Source organism: Cryobacterium glucosi, from assembly GCF_004402235.1.
Classification (GTDB): Bacteria; Actinomycetota; Actinomycetes; order Actinomycetales; family Microbacteriaceae; genus Cryobacterium; species Cryobacterium glucosi.
Window position 1 is genome coordinate 1 of sequence record NZ_SOFS01000046.1, and the last position, 19,265, is coordinate 19,265.

17 protein-coding genes and 1 rRNA gene are annotated in these 19,265 nt (G+C 69.9%); all 18 read left to right on the forward strand.

Going from position 1 to position 19,265, the window contains the following annotated elements; genetic code table 11:
- Nucleotides 1-215 precede the first annotated feature (215 nt).
- The 18 genes from rrf to E3O46_RS17950 all read left to right on the forward strand — a co-directional run bounded on the left by rrf (nt 216) and on the right by E3O46_RS17950 (nt 19,228).
- Nucleotides 216-332: ribosomal RNA gene (rrf, locus tag E3O46_RS17870) — 5S ribosomal RNA — on the forward strand.
- A gap of 157 nt (nt 333-489) precedes the next feature.
- Nucleotides 490-2,670, forward strand: a complete 2,181-nt coding sequence (locus E3O46_RS18810) for a primosomal protein (protein WP_241987462.1) — start codon at nt 490-492, stop codon at nt 2,668-2,670.
- The gene (locus tag E3O46_RS17880; protein WP_420897760.1) at nt 2,663-3,676 is read left to right on the forward strand and encodes an HAD-IIA family hydrolase; all 1,014 of its coding nucleotides are present in this window, start codon (nt 2,663-2,665) and stop codon (nt 3,674-3,676) included. Before E3O46_RS18810 ends, E3O46_RS17880 begins: the two co-directional genes overlap by 8 nt.
- A gap of 64 nt (nt 3,677-3,740) precedes the next feature.
- Nucleotides 3,741-3,875 carry a hypothetical protein gene (locus E3O46_RS18895; protein ID WP_277612989.1) on the forward strand — a complete coding sequence of 45 codons (135 nt, stop codon included), beginning with the start codon at nt 3,741-3,743 and terminating at the stop codon, nt 3,873-3,875.
- A 58-nt stretch (nt 3,876-3,933) separates the two neighbouring features.
- Nucleotides 3,934-4,734, forward strand: a complete 801-nt coding sequence (locus E3O46_RS17885) for a TlyA family RNA methyltransferase (RefSeq protein WP_134450266.1) — start codon at nt 3,934-3,936, stop codon at nt 4,732-4,734.
- A gap of 4 nt (nt 4,735-4,738) precedes the next feature.
- Nucleotides 4,739-5,659 carry an NAD kinase gene (locus E3O46_RS17890; protein WP_134450153.1) on the forward strand — a complete coding sequence of 307 codons (921 nt, stop codon included), beginning with the start codon at nt 4,739-4,741 and terminating at the stop codon, nt 5,657-5,659.
- Between the two features lie 93 nt (nt 5,660-5,752).
- A complete protein-coding gene (gene recN / locus E3O46_RS17895; RefSeq protein WP_134562269.1) occupies nt 5,753-7,465 on the forward strand; it encodes a DNA repair protein RecN in 1,713 nt (570 codons plus the stop codon).
- Nucleotides 7,466-7,479: 14 nt separating this feature from the next.
- Nucleotides 7,480-9,222: a CTP synthase gene (locus E3O46_RS17900; protein ID WP_241975280.1), complete on the forward strand. Its 1,743-nt coding sequence runs from the start codon at nt 7,480-7,482 to the stop codon at nt 9,220-9,222.
- 3 nt (nt 9,223-9,225) lie between these two features.
- A complete protein-coding gene (locus E3O46_RS17905) occupies nt 9,226-9,864 on the forward strand; it encodes an NUDIX domain-containing protein (protein ID WP_134558560.1) in 639 nt (212 codons plus the stop codon).
- On the forward strand, nt 9,861-10,766 hold the full coding sequence (xerD, locus tag E3O46_RS17910; RefSeq protein WP_134558559.1) for a site-specific tyrosine recombinase XerD: 906 nt from the start codon (nt 9,861-9,863) through the stop codon (nt 10,764-10,766). The genes E3O46_RS17905 and xerD overlap by 4 nt, the downstream gene beginning before the upstream one ends.
- A 136-nt stretch (nt 10,767-10,902) precedes the next feature.
- Complete coding sequence (locus E3O46_RS17915; RefSeq protein WP_241975279.1) at nt 10,903-11,790, forward strand: ParA family protein; 888 nt, start codon at nt 10,903-10,905, stop codon at nt 11,788-11,790.
- A complete protein-coding gene (locus E3O46_RS17920; protein WP_134558558.1) occupies nt 11,774-12,598 on the forward strand; it encodes a segregation and condensation protein A in 825 nt (274 codons plus the stop codon). Before E3O46_RS17915 ends, E3O46_RS17920 begins: the two co-directional genes overlap by 17 nt.
- Nucleotides 12,588-13,235 (forward strand): SMC-Scp complex subunit ScpB, encoded by a 648-nt coding sequence (gene scpB, locus E3O46_RS17925; RefSeq protein ID WP_134562271.1) that lies wholly within the window; start codon nt 12,588-12,590, stop codon nt 13,233-13,235. Before E3O46_RS17920 ends, scpB begins: the two co-directional genes overlap by 11 nt.
- The gene (locus E3O46_RS17930; RefSeq protein WP_134450161.1) at nt 13,232-14,020 is read left to right on the forward strand and encodes a pseudouridine synthase; all 789 of its coding nucleotides are present in this window, start codon (nt 13,232-13,234) and stop codon (nt 14,018-14,020) included. The genes scpB and E3O46_RS17930 overlap by 4 nt, the downstream gene beginning before the upstream one ends.
- A gap of 32 nt (nt 14,021-14,052) precedes the next feature.
- The gene (locus E3O46_RS17935; RefSeq protein WP_241987463.1) at nt 14,053-15,135 is read left to right on the forward strand and encodes a prephenate dehydrogenase; all 1,083 of its coding nucleotides are present in this window, start codon (nt 14,053-14,055) and stop codon (nt 15,133-15,135) included.
- 3 nt (nt 15,136-15,138) lie between these two features.
- Complete coding sequence (cmk, locus tag E3O46_RS17940; RefSeq protein WP_134450162.1) at nt 15,139-15,831, forward strand: (d)CMP kinase; 693 nt, start codon at nt 15,139-15,141, stop codon at nt 15,829-15,831.
- Nucleotides 15,824-17,335 (forward strand): ribosome biogenesis GTPase Der, encoded by a 1,512-nt coding sequence (gene der / locus E3O46_RS17945; RefSeq protein WP_134450163.1) that lies wholly within the window; start codon nt 15,824-15,826, stop codon nt 17,333-17,335. Before cmk ends, der begins: the two co-directional genes overlap by 8 nt.
- A gap of 252 nt (nt 17,336-17,587) precedes the next feature.
- Nucleotides 17,588-19,228 (forward strand): hypothetical protein, encoded by a 1,641-nt coding sequence (locus E3O46_RS17950; RefSeq protein WP_134562273.1) that lies wholly within the window; start codon nt 17,588-17,590, stop codon nt 19,226-19,228.
- Nucleotides 19,229-19,265 lie beyond the last annotated feature (37 nt).

The following is a 19,265-nucleotide window of genomic DNA, read 5'->3' on the forward strand; positions in this document are numbered from 1 at the left end:
CGCAGCTAGACTACTGCGTTGATAGGCCGGATGTGGAAGAGGGGACTAAAGACCCTTGGAGCTGACCGGTACTAATAAGCCAATAATTTGATAACACACCAGTTTGAATAAGCTGCAAGCGTCCACTATGTGGTTCTCGACGTACGGTCGAGAACAAACCCCTTCCAGGAGGGGTCTATAACTGAAAAATATAGAATCGATCCATCGAAAGATGTTTCGGCGGCTATAGCGAGAGGGAAACGCCCGGTCACATTCCGAACCCGGAAGCTAAGACTCTCAGCGCCGATGGTACTGCAGGGGGGACCCTGTGGGAGAGTAGGACACCGCCGGACTTAACTTAGCAACACCAGAAAAACACAAAATGGCCACCTAACGGGTGGCCNCAACACCAGAAATACACAAAATGGCCACCTAACGGGTGGCCATTTTGCGTTAAGCCGTAGGCTTGACGAGTCTGCCTTCGAGGCAACCAATTACACAGGAGACACAGTGAGCCCTTCAGGAACTAACGGTAATGACGCACGCGACGGCGGACGCCCGCCCGGGGCTCGCGGCAACAACGGCTCCGGCGGCTATCAGGGCCGCTCCGATCGCCCTCAGCGCGACGGTGAGCGTCCTCCCTATAAGGGCAACTCCGACCGTCCCCAGCGTGACGGCGAACGTCCCCCTTACCGTGGCACCAACGACCGTTCGCAGGGTGGCGAACGTGCACCGTACCGCGGAAACAATGACCGTCCCCAGGGCGACCGCCCCCAGTACGGCGACCGTCCCGCCTATCGCGGCAACACCGACCGCCCGCAGAGCGGCGAGCGTGCCCCGTACCGCGGGAACAGCGAGCGCCCCCAGGGCGATCGTCCCCAGTACCGTGCAAACAGCGACCGTCCGCAGCGCGACGGCGATCGTCCTCCGTACCGCGGCAACAACGAGCGTCCGCAGAGTGGCGAGCGTGCCCCTTACCGTGGCAATTCCGATCGTCCGCAGCGTGATGGTGAGCGTCCCCCCTACCGCGGGAACTCCGACCGTCCCCAGGGCGACCGTGCTCCGTACCGTGGCAACTCCGATCGTCCGCAGTCCGGTGAGCGCGCGCCCTACCGCGGCAACACTGAGCGCCCGCAGCGTGATGGTGAGCGTCCTCCGTACCGCGGTAATTCCGAGCGTCCGCAGTCGGGCGAGCGTGCCCCGTACCGCGGTAATTCCGAGCGCCCCCAGGGCGACCGTGCTCCGTACCGTGGCAACTCCGAGCGTCCGCAGTCCGGTGAGCGCGCGCCCTACCGCGGCAACACTGAGCGCCCGCAGCGTGATGGTGAGCGTCCTCCGTACCGCGGCAACTCCGATCGTCCGCAGTCGGGCGAGCGCGCCCCGTACCGTGGCAACTCCGACCGTCCGCAGGGCGGCGCCGAGCGCAAGCCCTGGTCGAAAGACGCGCCCCGCACCGACCGCCCGCAGCGCGACGGCGAACGTCCCGCGTACCGCGGCAACTCCGATCGTCCCCAGACCGGCGAGCGCAAGCCGTGGTCGAAGGACGCACCGCGCACCGAGCGTCCGCAGTCGGGCGGCGACCGCAAGCCCTGGGCGAACGCGACCCAGCGCGGCGGTTCGGCCACCCGCGCCGGAGCACCGCGCGGCGACGCCGGCAAGAAGCTCTGGACCCGCGACGGCGCCCCCGCCCGCGGCGACCGCGATGCCCGCGCCGTCGAAGAGGAAATGACCGAAGAGCAGCGGATGCAGCGCGAGCTGCGTTCGGTGCGCCCGCGCCACGACGACCCCGAGCTCCCCGACGACATCTCGTCTGCCGACCTCGACCGGATCGCACGGAATGAACTCAAGACCCTGACCAAGGACAACGCCGAGGCCGTCGGCGCCCACCTCGCCATGGCCGCCCGGGTCATCGACGAAGACCCCGAGCTCGCCCACCGTCACGTGATGAGCGCCGCCCGCCGTGCCGGCCGCATCGCGGTCGTGCGGGAGAGCCTCGCGATCACCGCGTACGCCACGGGCGACTTCGCCCTTGCTCTGCGCGAACTGCGCACCTACCGCCGCATCTCCGGGTCCAACTCGCAGCTGCCGCTCATGGTCGACAGCGAACGCGGCGTCGGTCGCCCGGACCGCGCCCTCGAGCTCGGCCGTTCCGTCGACCGCTCCACCCTGCCCGCCGGCGTCCAGGTCGCCCTGGCGATCGCGATGTCCGGTGCCCGTCTCGACCTCGGGGAGACCGAGGCCGCCCTGGCCGAGCTCGACATCCCGCAGCTCGACCCGAAGACCGCGTTCTCCTACAGTGCCGAGCTGTTCTCCGCCTACGCCGAGGTGCTCGAGGAACTCGGCCGCACCGACGAGGCCGCGCAGTGGAATGAGCGCGCCGACCGCGCGGATGCCGCCCAGGCATCCGCCGCTGACATCGACGAGACCATCGAGATTCTCGAGATCGACGAAGAGGACACCGACGACGAGTACTTCGACGTCGACGATGCGAGCGACGACGACGACGAAGACGGTGACGAGCCCGAAACCGACGAGCCCGCCGCCGAAATCGACGAGGTCGAAGAGCTCGATGAGATCGACGAGATCGACGTCGCCGACGAGACCATCGACGTGGTGCTGCCGGACTCCGAAGGGGACCCGGCGACGGGAACCGACGAGGAGTCCGATGCTCAGGCGCCGACGCATGAGTGAAACGACGACGCCGCTCACCGGCGTCGACGTGGTGCTCGCTGACCTCGACGGAGTCGTGTACCAGGGACCGCACGCGATCCCGTTCGCGATCGAGAGCCTGAACAAGGCCGCGGAGACCGTGCGGGTCGGCTACCTCACCAACAACGCCTCCCGCACCGACCAGACCGTCGCCGACCACCTCACCGAGCTCGGGCTGCACGCCCGCGCCGAGGACATCGTCACCTCGCCGCAGGCCGCCGTCCGGCTGCTCGCCCAGGAGGTGCCCGCCGGCGCGCGCATCCTCGTCATCGGGGGAGCCGGCCTTGTGAAGGAGGTCGAGAAGGGTGGATTCGAGATCACCCGCTCCGCCGACGACCACCCCGCAGCCGTGATCCAGGGCTTCACGCCCGAACTCGGCTGGAAGGACCTCGCCGAGGCGGCTTTCGCCCTGCACCCGAACGAAGACGGCATCGAGATCCCTTGGGTCGCGACGAACACCGACTGGACGATCCCCGTCGCCCGCGGCATCGCGCCCGGCAACGGCACTCTCGTCGCCGCCGTGCACAGCGCCGTCGGCCGTCTCCCGATCGTGGCAGGCAAGCCGGAGGTCGCGATCTTCGACGAAGCCATGACCCGCTTCCAGGCGAAGCACGCGCTCTTCATCGGCGACCGGCTCGACACCGACATCCTCGGCGCAAACCGGGCGGGCATTCCCGCGGTGCTCGTGCTGACCGGCATCGACAAGGCCAAGCAGGCCCTCGCCGCCGCAGAGAAGGAGCGCCCCCGCTTCATCCTCGACGACCTGCGCCAGCTCCACGAGCCCTACCCGGAGACCGTGTTTTCCAAGGACCGCGTCACTGCGACCGTCGCAGGCGCGAGCGTGCGCATCACTGGTGCCGACGTCGAGATCGTCGCGGAGGGCGACGGCGGGATTAACCTGCTCCGCGCCGCGTGCGCCGTGATCTGGGCGTCCGGCCGGCCCGTCTATGGGCTGAATGTTCCGGAGCGACTGTATCTCAGACGGTAACGTGGAGAGGGTGCAGCAGAACCCAGCGGACATCCCCCCGGGCGTCAGCCCCGAAAATGTGACCATGGCGGACGAACTCCTGTCCCGGCTCGGAGACATCGGCGACCTGCCCCTCGAAGACCGCGCGGCGGCATACGCGCAGTTGCACGACGAGCTGCGCACGCACCTCGAGGGCGGCGACAGTGCACCCCGGCCCTGAGGCGAACGCGGATGCCGGGGCGGACTCCGGGTCCGAGGCTGAGCTTGTTCCTGAGCGGATGCCCGACCAGCGCCTCGACACGGCCCTCGCCGACCGCGGGCTCGTGCGTTCGCGCACGGTAGCGGCGCAGGTGATCGCCGGAGGCCTCGTGACGGTCGACGGCCAGCCCGTCGTCAAGGCGTCCACCAAGGTGCGCGCCGACCAGGTGCTCGTCGTTGCCCCGACCGACCACTACGTCAGCCGCGGCGCCCACAAACTCATCGCGGCGCTCGATGCGTTCGACATCCCCGTCGCGGGCCGGACCGTGCTCGACGCGGGCGCCTCGACGGGCGGCTTCAGCCAGGTGCTCCTCGAACGCGGCGCCGCACAGGTGCTCGCCGTCGACGTCGGCCACGGCCAGCTCGCCCCCGAACTCGCCCTCGAACCGCGCCTCGCGGCCGTCGAGGGGTTCAACCTGCGCTACGCGACGCCGGAAACGCTCGCCGCGGCATCCGGTGTCGACACCCGCCCCGACCTCGTCGTCGGCGACCTGTCGTTCATCTCACTCCCGACCGTGCTGCCTGCCCTCGTGGCGACGGCAGCGGAGGGCGCCGATTTCGTGCTGCTGATCAAGCCGCAGTTCGAGGTCGGCAAGGAGAGCATCCGCGAGGGCGTCGTGCACCGGCCGGCCCTGCGCGCCGACGCGATCGCCGGCGTGCTCTGGGCGGGCTGGGACCTCGGCCTCCGCACAAACGGCCTGATCGCATCCCCGATCGTCGGCGCCGCGGGCAATCGGGAGTATCTGTGCTGGATGAGCGCGCGGGTGGGCAGCAATCCGACAGAATGGATCGACCGCACAACGGCACTGGTGGGAGCGTGACGAGATGACTGCATCACCCCGGCACATCCTTGTCGTCGCGCACACCGGGCGCACGGACTCGCTCCGGGCTGCTGTGACCGTCTGCCAGCAGCTCCTCGCCTCTGACGCGACCCCCGTGCTCGCGCCGACCGAACTCACGGACATCCTCGCCGCCTGCCCCGAGCTCGACGGCCGTCTCGCCATCCTCGGCGAAACCGTGCAGGCGACCGAGCTCGAGCTCGTCATCGTCCTCGGCGGCGACGGCACCATCCTGCGCGCCGCCGAGGTCGTGCGCGGCTGCTCGGCGCCCCTGCTCGGCATCAACCTCGGTCACGTCGGCTTCCTCGCCGAGAGCGAACGCGACGACCTCGGCGAAGCCGTGCGCCGCGCCCTCCTCCGCGACTACCTCGTCGAAGAGCGCATGGCCCTCGCCGTGCGGGTCAAACTCGGCGACGAGGTCATCTACGAAACCTGGGCCCTCAACGAGGCGACGGTCGAAAAGGCGAGCCGTGAGCGGATGCTCGAAGTCGTCGTCGAGGTCGACGGCCGGCCGCTCTCCTCCTTCGGCTGCGACGGCATCGTGATGTCCACCCCGACCGGATCGACCGCGTACGCCTTCTCGGCGGGCGGCCCGATCGTCTGGCCGAGCCTCGACGCGCTCCTGCTCGTCCCGCTCAGCGCCCACGCGCTCTTCTCCCGCCCGCTCGTCGTCGGGCCGGACTCGTCGCTCGCCGTCGAGGTGCTCGCGCACTACGGCGGAGCCGCGGTGCTCTGCGCCGACGGCCGCCGGGTGCACGACCTGCCCGCCGGATCCCGCGTGATCGTGCGCCGCTCCCCGGTGCCGGTGCGCCTCGCCCGCCTGCACTCCGGCCCGTTCACCGACCGCCTGGTGAACAAGTTCAACCTGCCCGTCACGGGCTGGCGCGGACCGGTCGGACGTGAGTGAGCGCCGCGTGAGTGAGCCCCGCGTGGATGAGCCCTGCGCGCCTCGCGCGAGTGAGCCGCGCGTGACCAGGCCCGTCGCGGGGGAGGCCCGCTCGTGATCGAAGAACTCGTCATCCGCGACCTCGGCGTGATCAAGGAAGCCACCCTCCCGCTCGGCCCCGGTTTCACCGCCGTCACGGGCGAGACCGGCGCGGGCAAGACCATGGTCGTCACCGCGCTCGGCCTGCTGCTCGGCGCCCGCGCAGACCCCGGCCTCGTGCGCCACGGCGCGCAGCAGACCTGGGTCGAGGGCCGCTGGCAGGTCGACGCCGACGGCACCGTCGCCGGCCGCGTGCGCGACGCCGGGGGAGACCTCGACGGCCCGGACCTCATCCTCAGCCGTTCGGTTTCGGCCGAGGGCCGCAGCCGCGCCATCGTCGGCGGCCGCAGCGCCCCCGCGAGCGTGCTCGGCGACCTCGGCGGCGACCTCGTCGTCGTGCACGGGCAGTCCGACCAGGTCCGACTCCGCTCCGCCGGCGCCCAGCGCGCCGCCCTCGACCGCTTCGCCGGCCCCGAACTCGGCCCGGTGCTCACCGACTTCGAGACCCACTACCACCGCTGGCAGGACGACCGCGCCGAACTCGCCCGCCTTGTCACCGAACAGGACGAGCGCACGAGCGAGGCCGCCGACCTCCGCGCCGCCATCGACGAGATCGAGGCGATCGCCCCGCAGGCGGCCGAAGACGACGACCTCGCCGCCCGCGCCGAACGGCTCGGCAACCTCGAGGAGCTCCGGCTCGCCGCCGCCCAGTCCCGTGAACTCCTCTCCGCGGAAGAGAACCCCGACGGGCTTCCGGATGCCGTCACCCTGCTCGACGCCGCGCGCCGGCAACTCGAACGCGCCGGCGACCACGACCCTGCCCTGTCCGAGCTCGCCCAGAGCCTCGCCAATGCCGGCTTCCTCGTGGCGGATGTCGCCGCGCAGCTCTCGAGCTACCTCGCCGGCCTCGACGCCGACGGCGCCCGCGAGCTCGAGATCGTGCAGGAGCGACGGGCCGTGCTGACCGGCCTGGCCCGCAAGTACGCCGGCGGCCTCGACGAGGCGATCGCCTTCCTCGACACCGGCAGCGCCCGCCTGCTCGAACTCGACGGGGACACCGACCGGATCGAGCAGCTCCGCGTCGACACCGAAGCCGAGCTGCTCGTCGTCGAGGCTCTCGCGGACCGGCTCACCGGCATCCGCACCACGGCGGCCGCAGCCCTCGGCACCGCCGTCACGGCCGAGCTCAGTGCCCTCGCGATGCCCGACGCCGCCCTCGTCGTCGAGGTCGACAGCGGAGGAGAGCTCACCGCGCACGGCCGCGACCAGGTCGGCATCCTCCTGCGCCCGCACGCGGGAGCCGAACCGCGCACCCTCGCCCGCGGCGCGTCCGGCGGCGAACTGTCCCGGGTGATGCTCGCCATCGAAGTCGTGATCAACGCGACAGACCCGGTTCCGACCTTCGTCTTCGACGAGGTCGACGCCGGCGTCGGCGGCGCGGCCGCGATCGAGATCGGCAGAAGGCTCGCCCGGCTTGCCGAAACCGCCCAGGTCATCGTGGTGACCCATCTCGCCCAGGTCGCGGCCTTCGCGGGCAACCACCTGAGCGTCGTCAAGGACAGCGACGGTTCCGTCACAGAGTCGAGTGTTCGCCAGCTGACCGGCGACGATCGCGCCGCCGAAATGGCCCGGCTGTTGTCCGGCCTGCCCGACTCCGTGAGCGGCCTCGAACACGCCCGCGAACTGATGAACCTCGCGAGTGCTGGCGGATCCACGAAGATCCGATGATAGAGTCGAAGCCCGTGGTGGAAAATAGAAACGCGGACAATTCAGACGGCACGACCAAGCACATCTTTGTGACTGGTGGTGTCGTTTCTTCATTAGGCAAGGGCCTGACGGCGGCAAGCCTCGGCAATCTCCTGACGGCCAGCGGCTTACGCGTGGTCATGCAGAAGCTCGACCCCTACCTCAACGTGGACCCGGGAACGATGAACCCGTTCCAGCACGGCGAGGTCTTCGTCACGGACGACGGCGCGGAGACCGACCTCGACATCGGTCACTACGAGCGGTTCCTCGACATCAACCTCAACCAGGCCGCGAACGTCACCACCGGCCAGGTCTATTCGCAGGTGATCGCGAAGGAACGCCGCGGCGAGTACCTCGGCGACACCGTGCAGGTCATCCCGCACATCACCGACGAGATCAAGCGCCGGATGCGCCTCCAGGCCGACGACGCGCTGCGCCCCGACGTGATCATCTCCGAGATCGGCGGCACCGTCGGCGACATCGAGTCGCAGCCGTTCCTCGAGGCCGCCCGCCAGGTGCGCCACGAGCTCGGCCGCCAGAACGTGTTCTTCGTGCACGTCTCCCTCGTGCCCTTCCTCGGCGCGGCCGGCGAGCAGAAGACCAAGCCCACCCAGCACTCCGTCGCCGCGCTCCGCTCGATCGGTATCCAGCCCGACGCGCTCGTGCTGCGCAGCGACCGTCCCGTCTCCGACGCCAACAAGCGGAAGATCGCGCTGATGTGCGACGTCGACGAAGACGCCGTGGTCAACTGCGTCGACGTGCCCAGCATCTACGAGATCCCCGCCGTGCTGCACGAGCAGGGCCTCGACAAATACATCACCGACCACCTCGGCCTGCCCGTCACGAGCGTCGACTGGACCGGCTGGCAGAAGGTGCTCGACGCCGTGCGCGAACCCAAGCACGAGGTCACGATCGGCCTCGTCGGCAAGTACATCGACCTGCCCGACGCCTACCTCTCCGTCACCGAGGCCCTCCGCGCCGGCGGCTTCGCCCACAAGACCAAGGTCCACGTCCGCTGGATCGCCTCAGACGAGTGCGAGACCGAGGAAGGCGCCACCCGCCTGCTCGGCGACCTCGACGGGATCTGCGTTCCCGGCGGCTTCGGCGTGCGCGGCATCGAGGGCAAGCTCGGGGCTCTCCGCTTCGCCCGCGAGAACGGCATCCCGGTGCTCGGTCTCTGCCTCGGCCTGCAGTGCATGGTCATCGAATACGCCCGCAACAAGGCCGGCCTCACCGGGGCGTCCTCCTCCGAGTTCGACCCGGACACCGAGTTCCCCGTGATCGCGACCATGGAAGAGCAGGTCGAGATCATCGCCGGCGGCGACCTCGGCGGCACCATGCGCCTCGGCCTCTACCCGGCCGACCTCGCGGCGGGCTCCCTCGTCGCCGAGCTCTACGGGGCCCCCTCGGCTTCCGAACGCCACCGTCACCGCTACGAGGTCAACAACGCGTTCCGCGAACAGATCGCGGATGCCGGCATGTGGTTCTCCGGGACCTCTCCCGACGGCCACCTGGTCGAGTACGTCGAGCTGCCGCGTGCAGAGCACCCGTTCTACGTCGGGACCCAGGCCCACCCGGAGCTCCGCTCGCGCCCGAGCCACGCGCATCCGCTCTTCCGCGGCCTGATCGGCGCCGCACTCGACCGCCAGCAGGCCAGCCGCCTGTTCGAGGTCAACGAGGGCAACGACACGGGCGACGAGACCGTCGACGTCGCTGCGGTCGTCGGCGCCGAGGCCTGAGCCGTGACTGAGCTCCTCGAGGACGAGGTCGCCTCCGCGGCGGTCTCCGAGTCCGATGTGGTCTTCGCCGGCCACGTCTGGGACATCCGCAAGGACACCTTCCGCTACGGCGACTCCGACATCGTGCGCGACTACGTCGACCACACCGGTGCCGTCGCCGTCTTCGCCCTCGACGAGGACGACCGGGTGCTGCTGATCAAGCAGTACCGGCACCCCGTCGGCATGCGCGAGTGGGAACTGCCCGCCGGCCTCCTCGACGAGGCCAACGAGCATCCGGTCGAGGCGGCCAAGCGCGAACTGGGCGAGGAAACCGACTACGTCGCCGCCGAGTGGCACGTTCTGAGCGAGTTCTACACGTCACCGGGCGGCAGCAACGAGGCCTTGCGCGTCTACCTGGCCCGCGGCCTCACCGCCGCGCCCGAGGTCTTCAACCGCACCGAAGAGGAAGCCGACATGGAGATCCGCTGGGTCCCCTTCGCCGACTGCCTCGACGCCGTGCTCGCACGCCGGGTGCAGAACCCCGCGCTCGTGATCTCGGTGCTCGCCGCGTTCGCCGCGAAGGAACGCAACTGGAGCACCCTCGGCGCCGCAGACCTGCCCTGGCCGCGGCACCCGAACAATTGGAATCACACCGGCCGATGACGGTCGCGGCGGCGGTCGAAGCGTTCCTGCGGCACGTCGCGATCGAGCGCGGGCTCAGCGCGAACACCGTCGCCGCCTATCGGCGCGACCTCGTGGTCTACGCCGGCTGGCTCGAGGCCGAGGGCCTCACCGAACCCGGTCAGGTCACGGCGCTGCACGTCTCCGCGTTCGTGCGGCACCTCGCGACCCGATCCGAGTCGCCGCTCACGGCCGCGTCGATCGCGCGGATGCTGTCGACCGTGCGCGGGCTGCACCGGTTCCTGCTCGAGGAATCCCTCGTCGACGCGGACGTCGCCCACGACGTGAAACCGCCGAAGCTCGCGACCCGGCTGCCGAAGGCCATCAGCATCGAGCAGGTGGCCCTGCTGCTCGCGGCGACCGACGGCGAGGACGTTCACCAGCTGCGCGACAAGGCGCTCCTCGAATTGCTCTACGCGACCGGCGCGCGCATCTCCGAGGCCGTCGACCTCAACGTCGACGACGTGCTCGACCTCGACGTCGTACGGCTCACCGGCAAGGGCGACAAGCAACGCCTGGTTCCGGTCGGCAGCTTCGCCCGTGCGGCCGTTGAGGCCTACCTGGTGCGGGGGAGGCCCCTGCTCTCTGCACGCGGCCCTGCGACCCCCGCGCTCTTCCTCGGGCTGCGCGGCCGGCGCCTCGGCCGCCAGAACGCCTGGCTCCTGATCCGCGCCGCCGCCGAGCGCGCCGGCCTCGAGGGCCACGTCTCGCCGCACACGCTCCGGCACTCCTTCGCGACGCACCTCCTCGCCGGCGGCGCCGACGTGCGCGTCGTGCAGGAACTCCTCGGCCACTCCTCCGTCGCGACGACCCAGCTGTACACCCTCGTCACGGCGGACACCCTCCGCGACATGTACACCACGGCACACCCGCGCGCCCGCTGAGCCCGCTGAATCCGGGGCATCCGCGGTATCAGGCGGATGCGGAACCGCGGCTTCCCGGCGATCCTTGCGGAAGGGCGCCGATCGGCTCGCTACACTCGACTGAGTGATGGGTGCAGGACGGAACGAGGACACCGGAGTGAAGCGCGAAAAAGCTGACCGGACACTACTCCCCGGATTCGAGGACGTGGTCGTCGGTGCGACCGGACGGCCGAAACACGAATTCGACGAACCCGCGGCGCTGAAAAGCCACGGCCCCGCGCGCATCATCTCGCTCTGCAACCAGAAGGGCGGCGTCGGCAAGACGACGACCACCATCAACCTGGGTGCCGCACTCGCCGGTTACGGCCGCCGCGTGCTCGCCATCGACTTCGACCCCCAGGGCGCACTCTCCGCGGGCCTCGGCATCCCCACGCACGACCTGCCGACCGTCTACGACCTGCTGCTCGGCAACAAGTACACCCCGGCCGAGGTCATCCAGAAGACCGCTGTCGAGAACCTCGACATCATGCCCGCGAACATCGACCTCTCCGCCGCGGAGGTGCACCTCGTCAACGAGGTCGCCCGCGAGCAGATCCTCGCCCGGGTGCTCCGCAAGGTGTCCGCCGACTACGACGTCATCCTGATCGACTGCCAGCCCTCGCTCGGCATCCTCACCGTCAACGCCCTGACCGCGAGCCACGGCGTGCTCATCCCGCTCGAGTGCGAATTCTTCGCCCTGCGCGGCGTCGCCCTCCTGATCGAGACCATCGACAAGGTGCGCGACCGCCTCAACCCCGCGATCGAACTCGACGGCATCCTCGCGACCATGTTCGACTCGCGCACGCTGCACTCCCGCGAGGTCCTCGAGCGCGTCGTCGACGCCTTCGGCGACAGCGTGCTCGAAACCGTCATCGGCCGCACGGTGAAGTTTCCAGACGCGAGCGTCGCCGGGGTGCCGATCACCGAGTTCGCGCCGGAACACGCGGCCGCCAAGGCCTACCGCCAGGCGGCGCGGGAACTGATCCAGCGTGGCGCTGTCGCCTGACACCGTCCCCTCGCGGACATTCTCGGTCGCCCTGGGCAACTTCGAGGGCCCGTTCGACCTGCTGCTCTCCCTGATCGGCAAGCACGAACTCGACATCACCGAGGTGTCGCTCAGCCGCGTCACCGACGAGTTCATCGCCCACCTCAAGGGGCTCGACCAGGCCGAGGAACTCGACCAGGCGAGCGAATTCCTCGTCGTCGCCGCGACCCTGCTCGACCTCAAGGTCGCAGGGCTCCTGCCGCAGGGCGAGCTCGTCGACGCCGAGGATGCCGCCTTGCTCGAGGCGAGGGACCTGCTGTTCGCCCGGCTCCTGCAGTACCGCGCCTTCAAGACCGCCTCGGCCTGGTTCCTCGGCCGGATCGAGGTCGAGTCCGGCCGGCACGTGCGTTCCGTGCGCCTCGAGGACAAGTTCCGGCAGCAGACCCCTGAGCTCGTCTGGACGCTCTCCCTCGCCGACTTCGCCGCCCTCGCCACCCGGGCGCTCACCCCGCGTGAGGTGCCCACCGTGGGGCTGGACCACCTGCACGCGCCGCTGGTCAGCATCCGTGAGCAGGCGGCCTGGCTCGTCGGGATGCTGCGCTCAGGCGACACGCTCACCTTCCGTGAACTCATTGCCGACGTCGAACTGACCGGCGTGATCATCGCGCGTTTTCTCGCCGTGCTCGAGCTCTACCGGCGCGGCTTCCTCTCCTTCGACCAGCTCGAACCCCTCGGCGACCTGAGCCTGCACTGGAGTGCCGCGGCGTCCCCGGACGAGGACTGGTCGGACGACACCCTCGCGAACCTCGGAGCGGACTATGACAACTGACACCCTGGCCGGCCCCGGTGCAGGAACCGGCGCGACCCGCACGCCCGGCGCAGCTCCTGCACCCGGCAGCGCACTTGCCGTCGAGGCCGCCGCCCTGGACCGCTCTCTCGAGGCGATCCTGATGGTCGCCGACGAACCGCAGAGCCTGCTGCACCTCGGCACCGCGCTCCGCAGGCCGCTGAGCGACGTGCGCCGCTCGATCGCCCGGCTCGTCGCCGACTTCGACGGCACGGCAGGCACCGTGCGCCGCGGTTTCGAGCTGCGCGAGGTCGCCGGCGGCTGGCGCATCTACGTGCGACCGGAATACGACACCGCCGTCGCCGACTTCGTGCTCACCCAGAACCCGAGCAAACTGTCCCAGGCGGCCCTCGAGACCCTCGCCGTGATCGCATACAAGCAACCGATCAGCCGCGGGGCGGTAGCCTCAATCAGGGCCGTTAACGTGGACTCGGTCGTACGCACCCTCGTGGGGCGCGGCCTGATCACCGAGGTCTTCACCGATAGTGAGACCGGTGCGATCAACTACGGCACCACAGACTTGCTGCTCACACAGCTGGGAATCAACTCGCTCGACGAGTTGCCCTACTTATCGCCCCTGCTCGCAGACGGCGCAAATGGATTTGAGGATTCACCATGACGATCGACCCCCAGGGCACGCCCACCAACCCGGAAGCCGCCGCGGACGGCGTTCGTCTGCAGAAGGTGATGGCCTCGGCCGGTGTCGCCTCCCGCCGGGTCTCCGAAGACCTCATCGCCGCGGGCCGGGTGCGCGTGAACGGCAAGGTCGTCACCGAACTCGGGCGTCGCATCCACCCGGACCACGACCAGATCATGGTCGACAACGTCGCCATCCAGCTCGACACCAGCCGCCGCTACGTGATGCTCAACAAGCCCGTCGGCGTCGTCTCCTCGATGCAGGACGAGAGCGGTCGCCCCGACCTGCGCGAATTCACCGAGCAGTTCGAGGAGCGCCTCTTCAACGTCGGCCGCCTCGACGCCATGACGAGCGGCCTGCTCATCCTGACCAACGACGGCGACCTCGCCCACATCCTCGCGCACCCCTCCTTCGGCGTGATGAAGACCTATATCGCCAAGGTCGAGGGCCGCGTCACCGCGCAGACCATCCAGTTGCTGCAGACCGGCATCGAACTCGACGACGGTCCGATCAACGCCGACAAGGCCCGGATCCTGACGAGCCCTCCCGGCGACGGCTTCAGCCTCGTCGAGCTCACCCTGCACTCCGGGCGCAACCGGATCGTGCGCCGGATGATGGAGGCCGTCGGCCACCCCGTCGTCGACCTCGTCCGCCGCCAGTTCGGGCCCCTGCACCTCGGCACCCTGCGGGCCGGTGACCTGCGCGACTTGACTAAGGTTGAACTCGGTCAGCTGCTCACGATTTCGCGGGCGGACACCGAATACTAGAGGCACAACACGCACGAAGTCAGGAGACACCCGTGGTCGAAAGTCGCCTGATCGGGCCCGTGCGCGTCGTCGGCACCGGGCTGCTCGGCACGAGCATCGGCCTCGGCCTCCGCGCGCGCGGCATCGAGGTCATCCTCGCCGACGCCTCGCCGACGAACCTCAGCATCGCGATCGATTACGGCGCCGGCCGGGCGGCCCTGGCCGGCGACCGGCCGCAGCTCATCGTCGTGTGCGTGCCGCCGGACGTGACCGCCGAGATCGTCGCCCGCGAACTCGAGTCCTTCCCCGACGCCATCGTGACGGATGTCGCGAGCGTCAAGCTCGCGCCCCTCGCCGAACTGCGCGCCCGCGGCGCCGACATCTCCCGCTACATCGGCTCGCACCCCCTCGCCGGCCGCGAACGCGGGGGACCCCTCGCCGGACGCGCCGACCTCTTCCTCGGCCGGCCCTGGGTCGTCGCCGCCCACGACGGCATCAGCTACCAGCAGGCCACCGCGATCGACGACCTCATCCTCGACCTCGGTGCGACCCTCGTGGAGATGAGCCCCGAGGACCACGACCGCGGCGTCGCCCTCGTCTCCCACGTGCCCCAGGTCGTCTCGACCCTGATGGCCCGGCGTCTCACGGATGCCCCCGCCGCGTCCCTCAACCTCGCCGGCCAGGGCCTCCGCGACGTGACCCGTGTCGCGGCGAGCGACCCCGAACTGTGGGTGCAGATCCTCGGCGCGAACGCGGCCCCGGTGCGCGAGATCCTCACCGCATACCGAGACGACCTCGACCGCTTCATCACCGCCCTCGCCGACCCGGCGGCCCCCGGCGCCCGCCGCCGCGTCGCCGAAGAACTCGCCGGCGGCAACGCCGGCGTCTCCCGGCTGCCCGGCAAGCACGGCCACGACCGCCGCTTCGTCTCCCTGACCGTGATGGTCGACGACACACCCGGCCAGATCGCGCGGCTCCTCAACGAGATCGGCGCCCTCGGTGTCAACGTCGAAGACCTCCGGCTCGAGCACTCACCCGGTGCGGAACTCGGCCTCGCCGAGATCTCCGTGCTTCCAGAGGCCGTCACCCGCCTCACCGAAGAGCTGGCCGCGCGCGGCTGGCGGATTGCCGGCTAGCACATGACTGAATCCACGCATCCGCTCGTCGTCGCCATCGACGGCCCCGCCGGAAGCGGCAAGTCGAGCGTCAGCCGCGCCGTGGCCCGCCGCCTCGGCTACGGCTACCTCGACACCGGCGCCGCCTACCGGGCCCTCGCCTGGTTCGTGCGCGACCGCGCCATCGACCCCGCTGACACGGATGCCGTCATCGGCGCCCTGCCCTCCTTCGACTATGCGATCGGCACAGACCCCGACGACCCGGCCGTCAGCGTCGGAGCGGTCGACGTCACCGAGGCCATCCGGGAGCCGGCCGTCTCGGCGATCGTGAGCGCCGTCGCCCGCGTCCCCGCCGTGCGCGCCCACCTCACCGCGCTGTTCCGCAGCATCGCAGCGGGCGTCGACCGGCCCGGAATCGTGGTCGAAGGACGGGACATCACGACCGTCGTCGCACCGGAGGCGGAGGTCCGGATCCTGCTCACGGCATCCGAACAAGCTAGAATGGCTAGGCGCTCTGCGGAAATATCGACTCAATCGGCTCAAACCGTGGCAGATCAGTTGCGATCGAGGGATCGCGCCGACTCACAGGTCGTCGAATTCATGAGCGCCGCAGACGGTGTGAACACCGTCGACTCCACCCATCTCGACTTCGAACAGACCATTGGCGCGGTCATCGAGGTCATCAACACACGTACCGCGAGGACCTCGCATGACTAACGAATACGACGAAACACTTCCCGATCTCGACCCCGACCTCGGGGCGAGACTGGACGATCTCGACGACGACCTGGCGACACAGCGCGCCGCCGCCCTCCGCACCGGGCTCAACGACTACGACCTCGACGACGAGGACTTCGACGTCCTCGACTCGGTGACGGACGACCCCGACGCAATCACCTACCTCCCGGCCCTGCCGGTCATCGCCATCGTCGGCCGCCCGAACGTGGGCAAGTCGGCGCTCGTCAACCGCATCCTCGGCCGCCGTGAGGCCGTCGTGGAGAACACCCCCGGCGTCACCCGCGACCGCGTCACCTACAAGGGCGAATGGCACGAACGCAAGTTCAGCATCGTCGACACCGGCGGCTGGGAGCCCGACGCCAAGGGCATCGACGCCTCCGTCGCCATGCAGGCCGAGCTCGCCATCGAGCTGTGCGACGTCGTCATGTTCGTCGTCGACTCCAACGTGGGCCCGACCTCGACCGATGAAGCCGTCGTTCGCCTGCTCCGCAAGGCCGGCAAGCCGGTCTTCCTCGTCGCCAACAAGGTCGACGACGTGCGCCAGGAGCCCGAATCGGCCAACCTGTGGTCGCTCGGCCTCGGCCAGCCGTGGCCCGTCTCGGCCCTGCACGGCCGCGGCGTCGCCGACCTGCTCGACGCGATCCTCGAGAAGCTTCCCGAGATCTCCGCCGTCGCCAAGCAGGAAGTCGGCGGCCCCCGCCGCGTCGCCATCCTCGGCCGCCCGAACGTCGGCAAGTCCAGCCTCCTGAACAAGGTCGTCGGCGAAGAGCGCGTTGTCGTCAACGAGCTCGCCGGCACCACCCGCGACCCGGTCGACGAGCAGGTCGAGCTCGGCGGCAAGGTGTGGCGCTTCGTCGACACCGCCGGCATCCGCCGTCGCGTGCACCTCTCCCAGGGTGCCGACTTCTACGCCTCGCTCCGCACGAGCGCCGCGCTCGAAAAGGCCGAGGTCGCCGTCGTACTCATCGACGTGACCGAGGTCATCTCCGAGCAGGACGTGCGCGTCATCGACCTCGTCCTCGAATCGGGCCGCGCCCTCGTGCTCGCCTTCAACAAGTGGGACCAGATCGACGACGACCGTCGCCGATACCTCGAGCGCGAGATCGAGCTCGACCTCGCCCACGTGGCCTGGGCCCCCCGCGTGAACATCTCGGCGAAGACCGGCCGCCACATGGAGAAGCTCGTCCCCGCCCTCGAGGTCGCCCTCGAGTCGTGGGACACCCGCGTCGCCACCGGCAAGTTCAACGCCTTCCTCGCCGAACTCGCCGCCGAGCACCCGCACCCCGTGCGCAGCGGCAAGCAGCCGCGCATCCTGTTCGGCACCCAGGCCTCGAGCCGCCCGCCGACCTTCGTCATCTTCACCACCGGGTTCCTCGACCCGGGCTACCGTCGCTTCATCCAGCGTCGCCTCCGCGAGGTCTACGGCTTCGAGGGCAGCCCGATCAACATCAGCATGCGCGTCCGCGAGAAGCGCAAGCGCTAAGCAGTCGTTCCACGCTTGACCTGACGCATGCGTCGCCTTCCCCCTGCGGGAAGGCGGCGCATCCGTCGTTTAAGCGCCTGTCGGCGTGGACGTGTCGACAGGCGTCGGCGGATGCGCTTCGCCCCGAAGCGGGGACTGTCGCCCACCCGGGACCTGCTCTACATTCGGGCTAGCGCACCTGTGGCGCCACACGTGTTGGATCCCCGCCCGAATCGGGGATTTCGACATTCAAGCCTTACCCGAGGATTGTCCATGCATACGAAGTTCCCTGCTTCGCTGACCCGAAAACGTTTCGCCGCCCGAACGGTGCCGCCCGCCGCACCGCTCGCGTCGACTGCGCCGTCGGATGCCCGCATCGCGCCGCCCGCTGCCCGGGCATCGCGCCGAGGCGTCCCCGAGATCGCCTATGGTCGCGCCGCCATCTTCACCGTGGTGGTCGGCTGGGCTGCCCTGCTCGCCGTCGTCATCCTCCGCCAGACGGGAATCGACGGCGCGCCCTGGTCGGTCCTCGACCGTGCGCTGTCCGTGGCCGGCGCGACCCTGTGTGCGATCGCGCTCCTCTGCTACCTCGCGGCTCGGCAGGGCGCCCTGATCCGGCTGAACGAGCACGTGCGGGTTCCGCGCCGGGAACTGGAGCGTCACTTCGCCGCTCGCCAGGAGGCCCTGACCGTGCTCGTCGCCGGTGGCGACGGCGCCGGTGCCCGAACGGGGTCGCACGCCCTGCGCGCGTCGCTCTGGTCCGCGGCCCTGCAGGAATACCCGACGCTCCGGGTCGTGCTGCTGCTCGACGCCAGCTCAGAGCCGAGCGCCCAGGCCGAGGCCCTGATGATCGTGCGCCGGCTCACCGATGCCCTGGCCGAACCCCGCGCCCGGTTCGAGGACGCCCTGTTCGTGCTGGAGCTCGAACTCGCCTGGGGCCACGACGCGACCGACGCCCACGAGGTGGCCGAAGACCTCATCGACGGCCTCGCCGCCGACTACCGCTGGGCCGTCGCCTGGCTGGCCCGGCAGCGCCTCGACGAGGCCGTCACCGACCCGTCGAGCGCCATCTTCAGCACGCACACCCTCGGCGGTCCCGCCGCCGACTTCGCCCGCATCGCCGCGGACCTCGACCGGGCCATCTCCGAGCACATCCCGCAGACCCCCGAGCGGATGCTGCGCCTCCAGCGCCGCCTCGCGTGGACGTTCTCCGCCGAACTGGAGATCTTCGACGGCAGCCTCGCCGGCTACGTGGACCAGATCGGTAACACTGCCACTGCCACAGGCGACGTCGCTGAGACGGACTACCTGCTCACCCTCGGCCCGGACGCCCAGCTCCTCAGCGACTACTGCCTGCGCTCGATCTACTTCCTCGACGAACCGGAGCACCGCGGTGTCGCCGTGGTCCAAACCCCGTCGTTCCCGCAGGGCGGCCAGTGCACCGGGCGATTCTTCCCAGGGATCCGCAGCCTCCTGCACCGCAGTGCGTCCCGGTATGGGGCCTCCTTCTGGGTCGGGTCCACCGCGCTCATCCGCACGAGCGCGCTCGGCGATTTCCGTGGCGGTCGGCCCGGGGGAGTGGCGGCCCTGCCCGCCGAAGCGGATGCCCCCCGCGGCCTGGCCATGCCGGCCCGCGCCGGGTCCGGGCCGGCCTCACCCGCCTCACCGTCCGCACCTGGCTCGGTTTCCGCGGTCGACCTGGGCGTGCGCGGCTGGACGCTCGCGAATTTCCCGGAGCGCCTCAGCTTCAGCCCGGCGGCCCCCGGATTCGGTTCGGTCATCGTGCAGCACCGCCGCCCGCTCCTTGGCGATGCCGTTTTGCTGCCCCGGATCTGGCGGCAGCTGCGCCGCGAGTTCGGGGCCGGGCGGTCCGCTGGCGGGAGCGGTCGTTCGCCCCGGTGGACGCCGCGCTGAGGGACGGGCGTCGCCGGGCATCCGTTGTGCACACAAG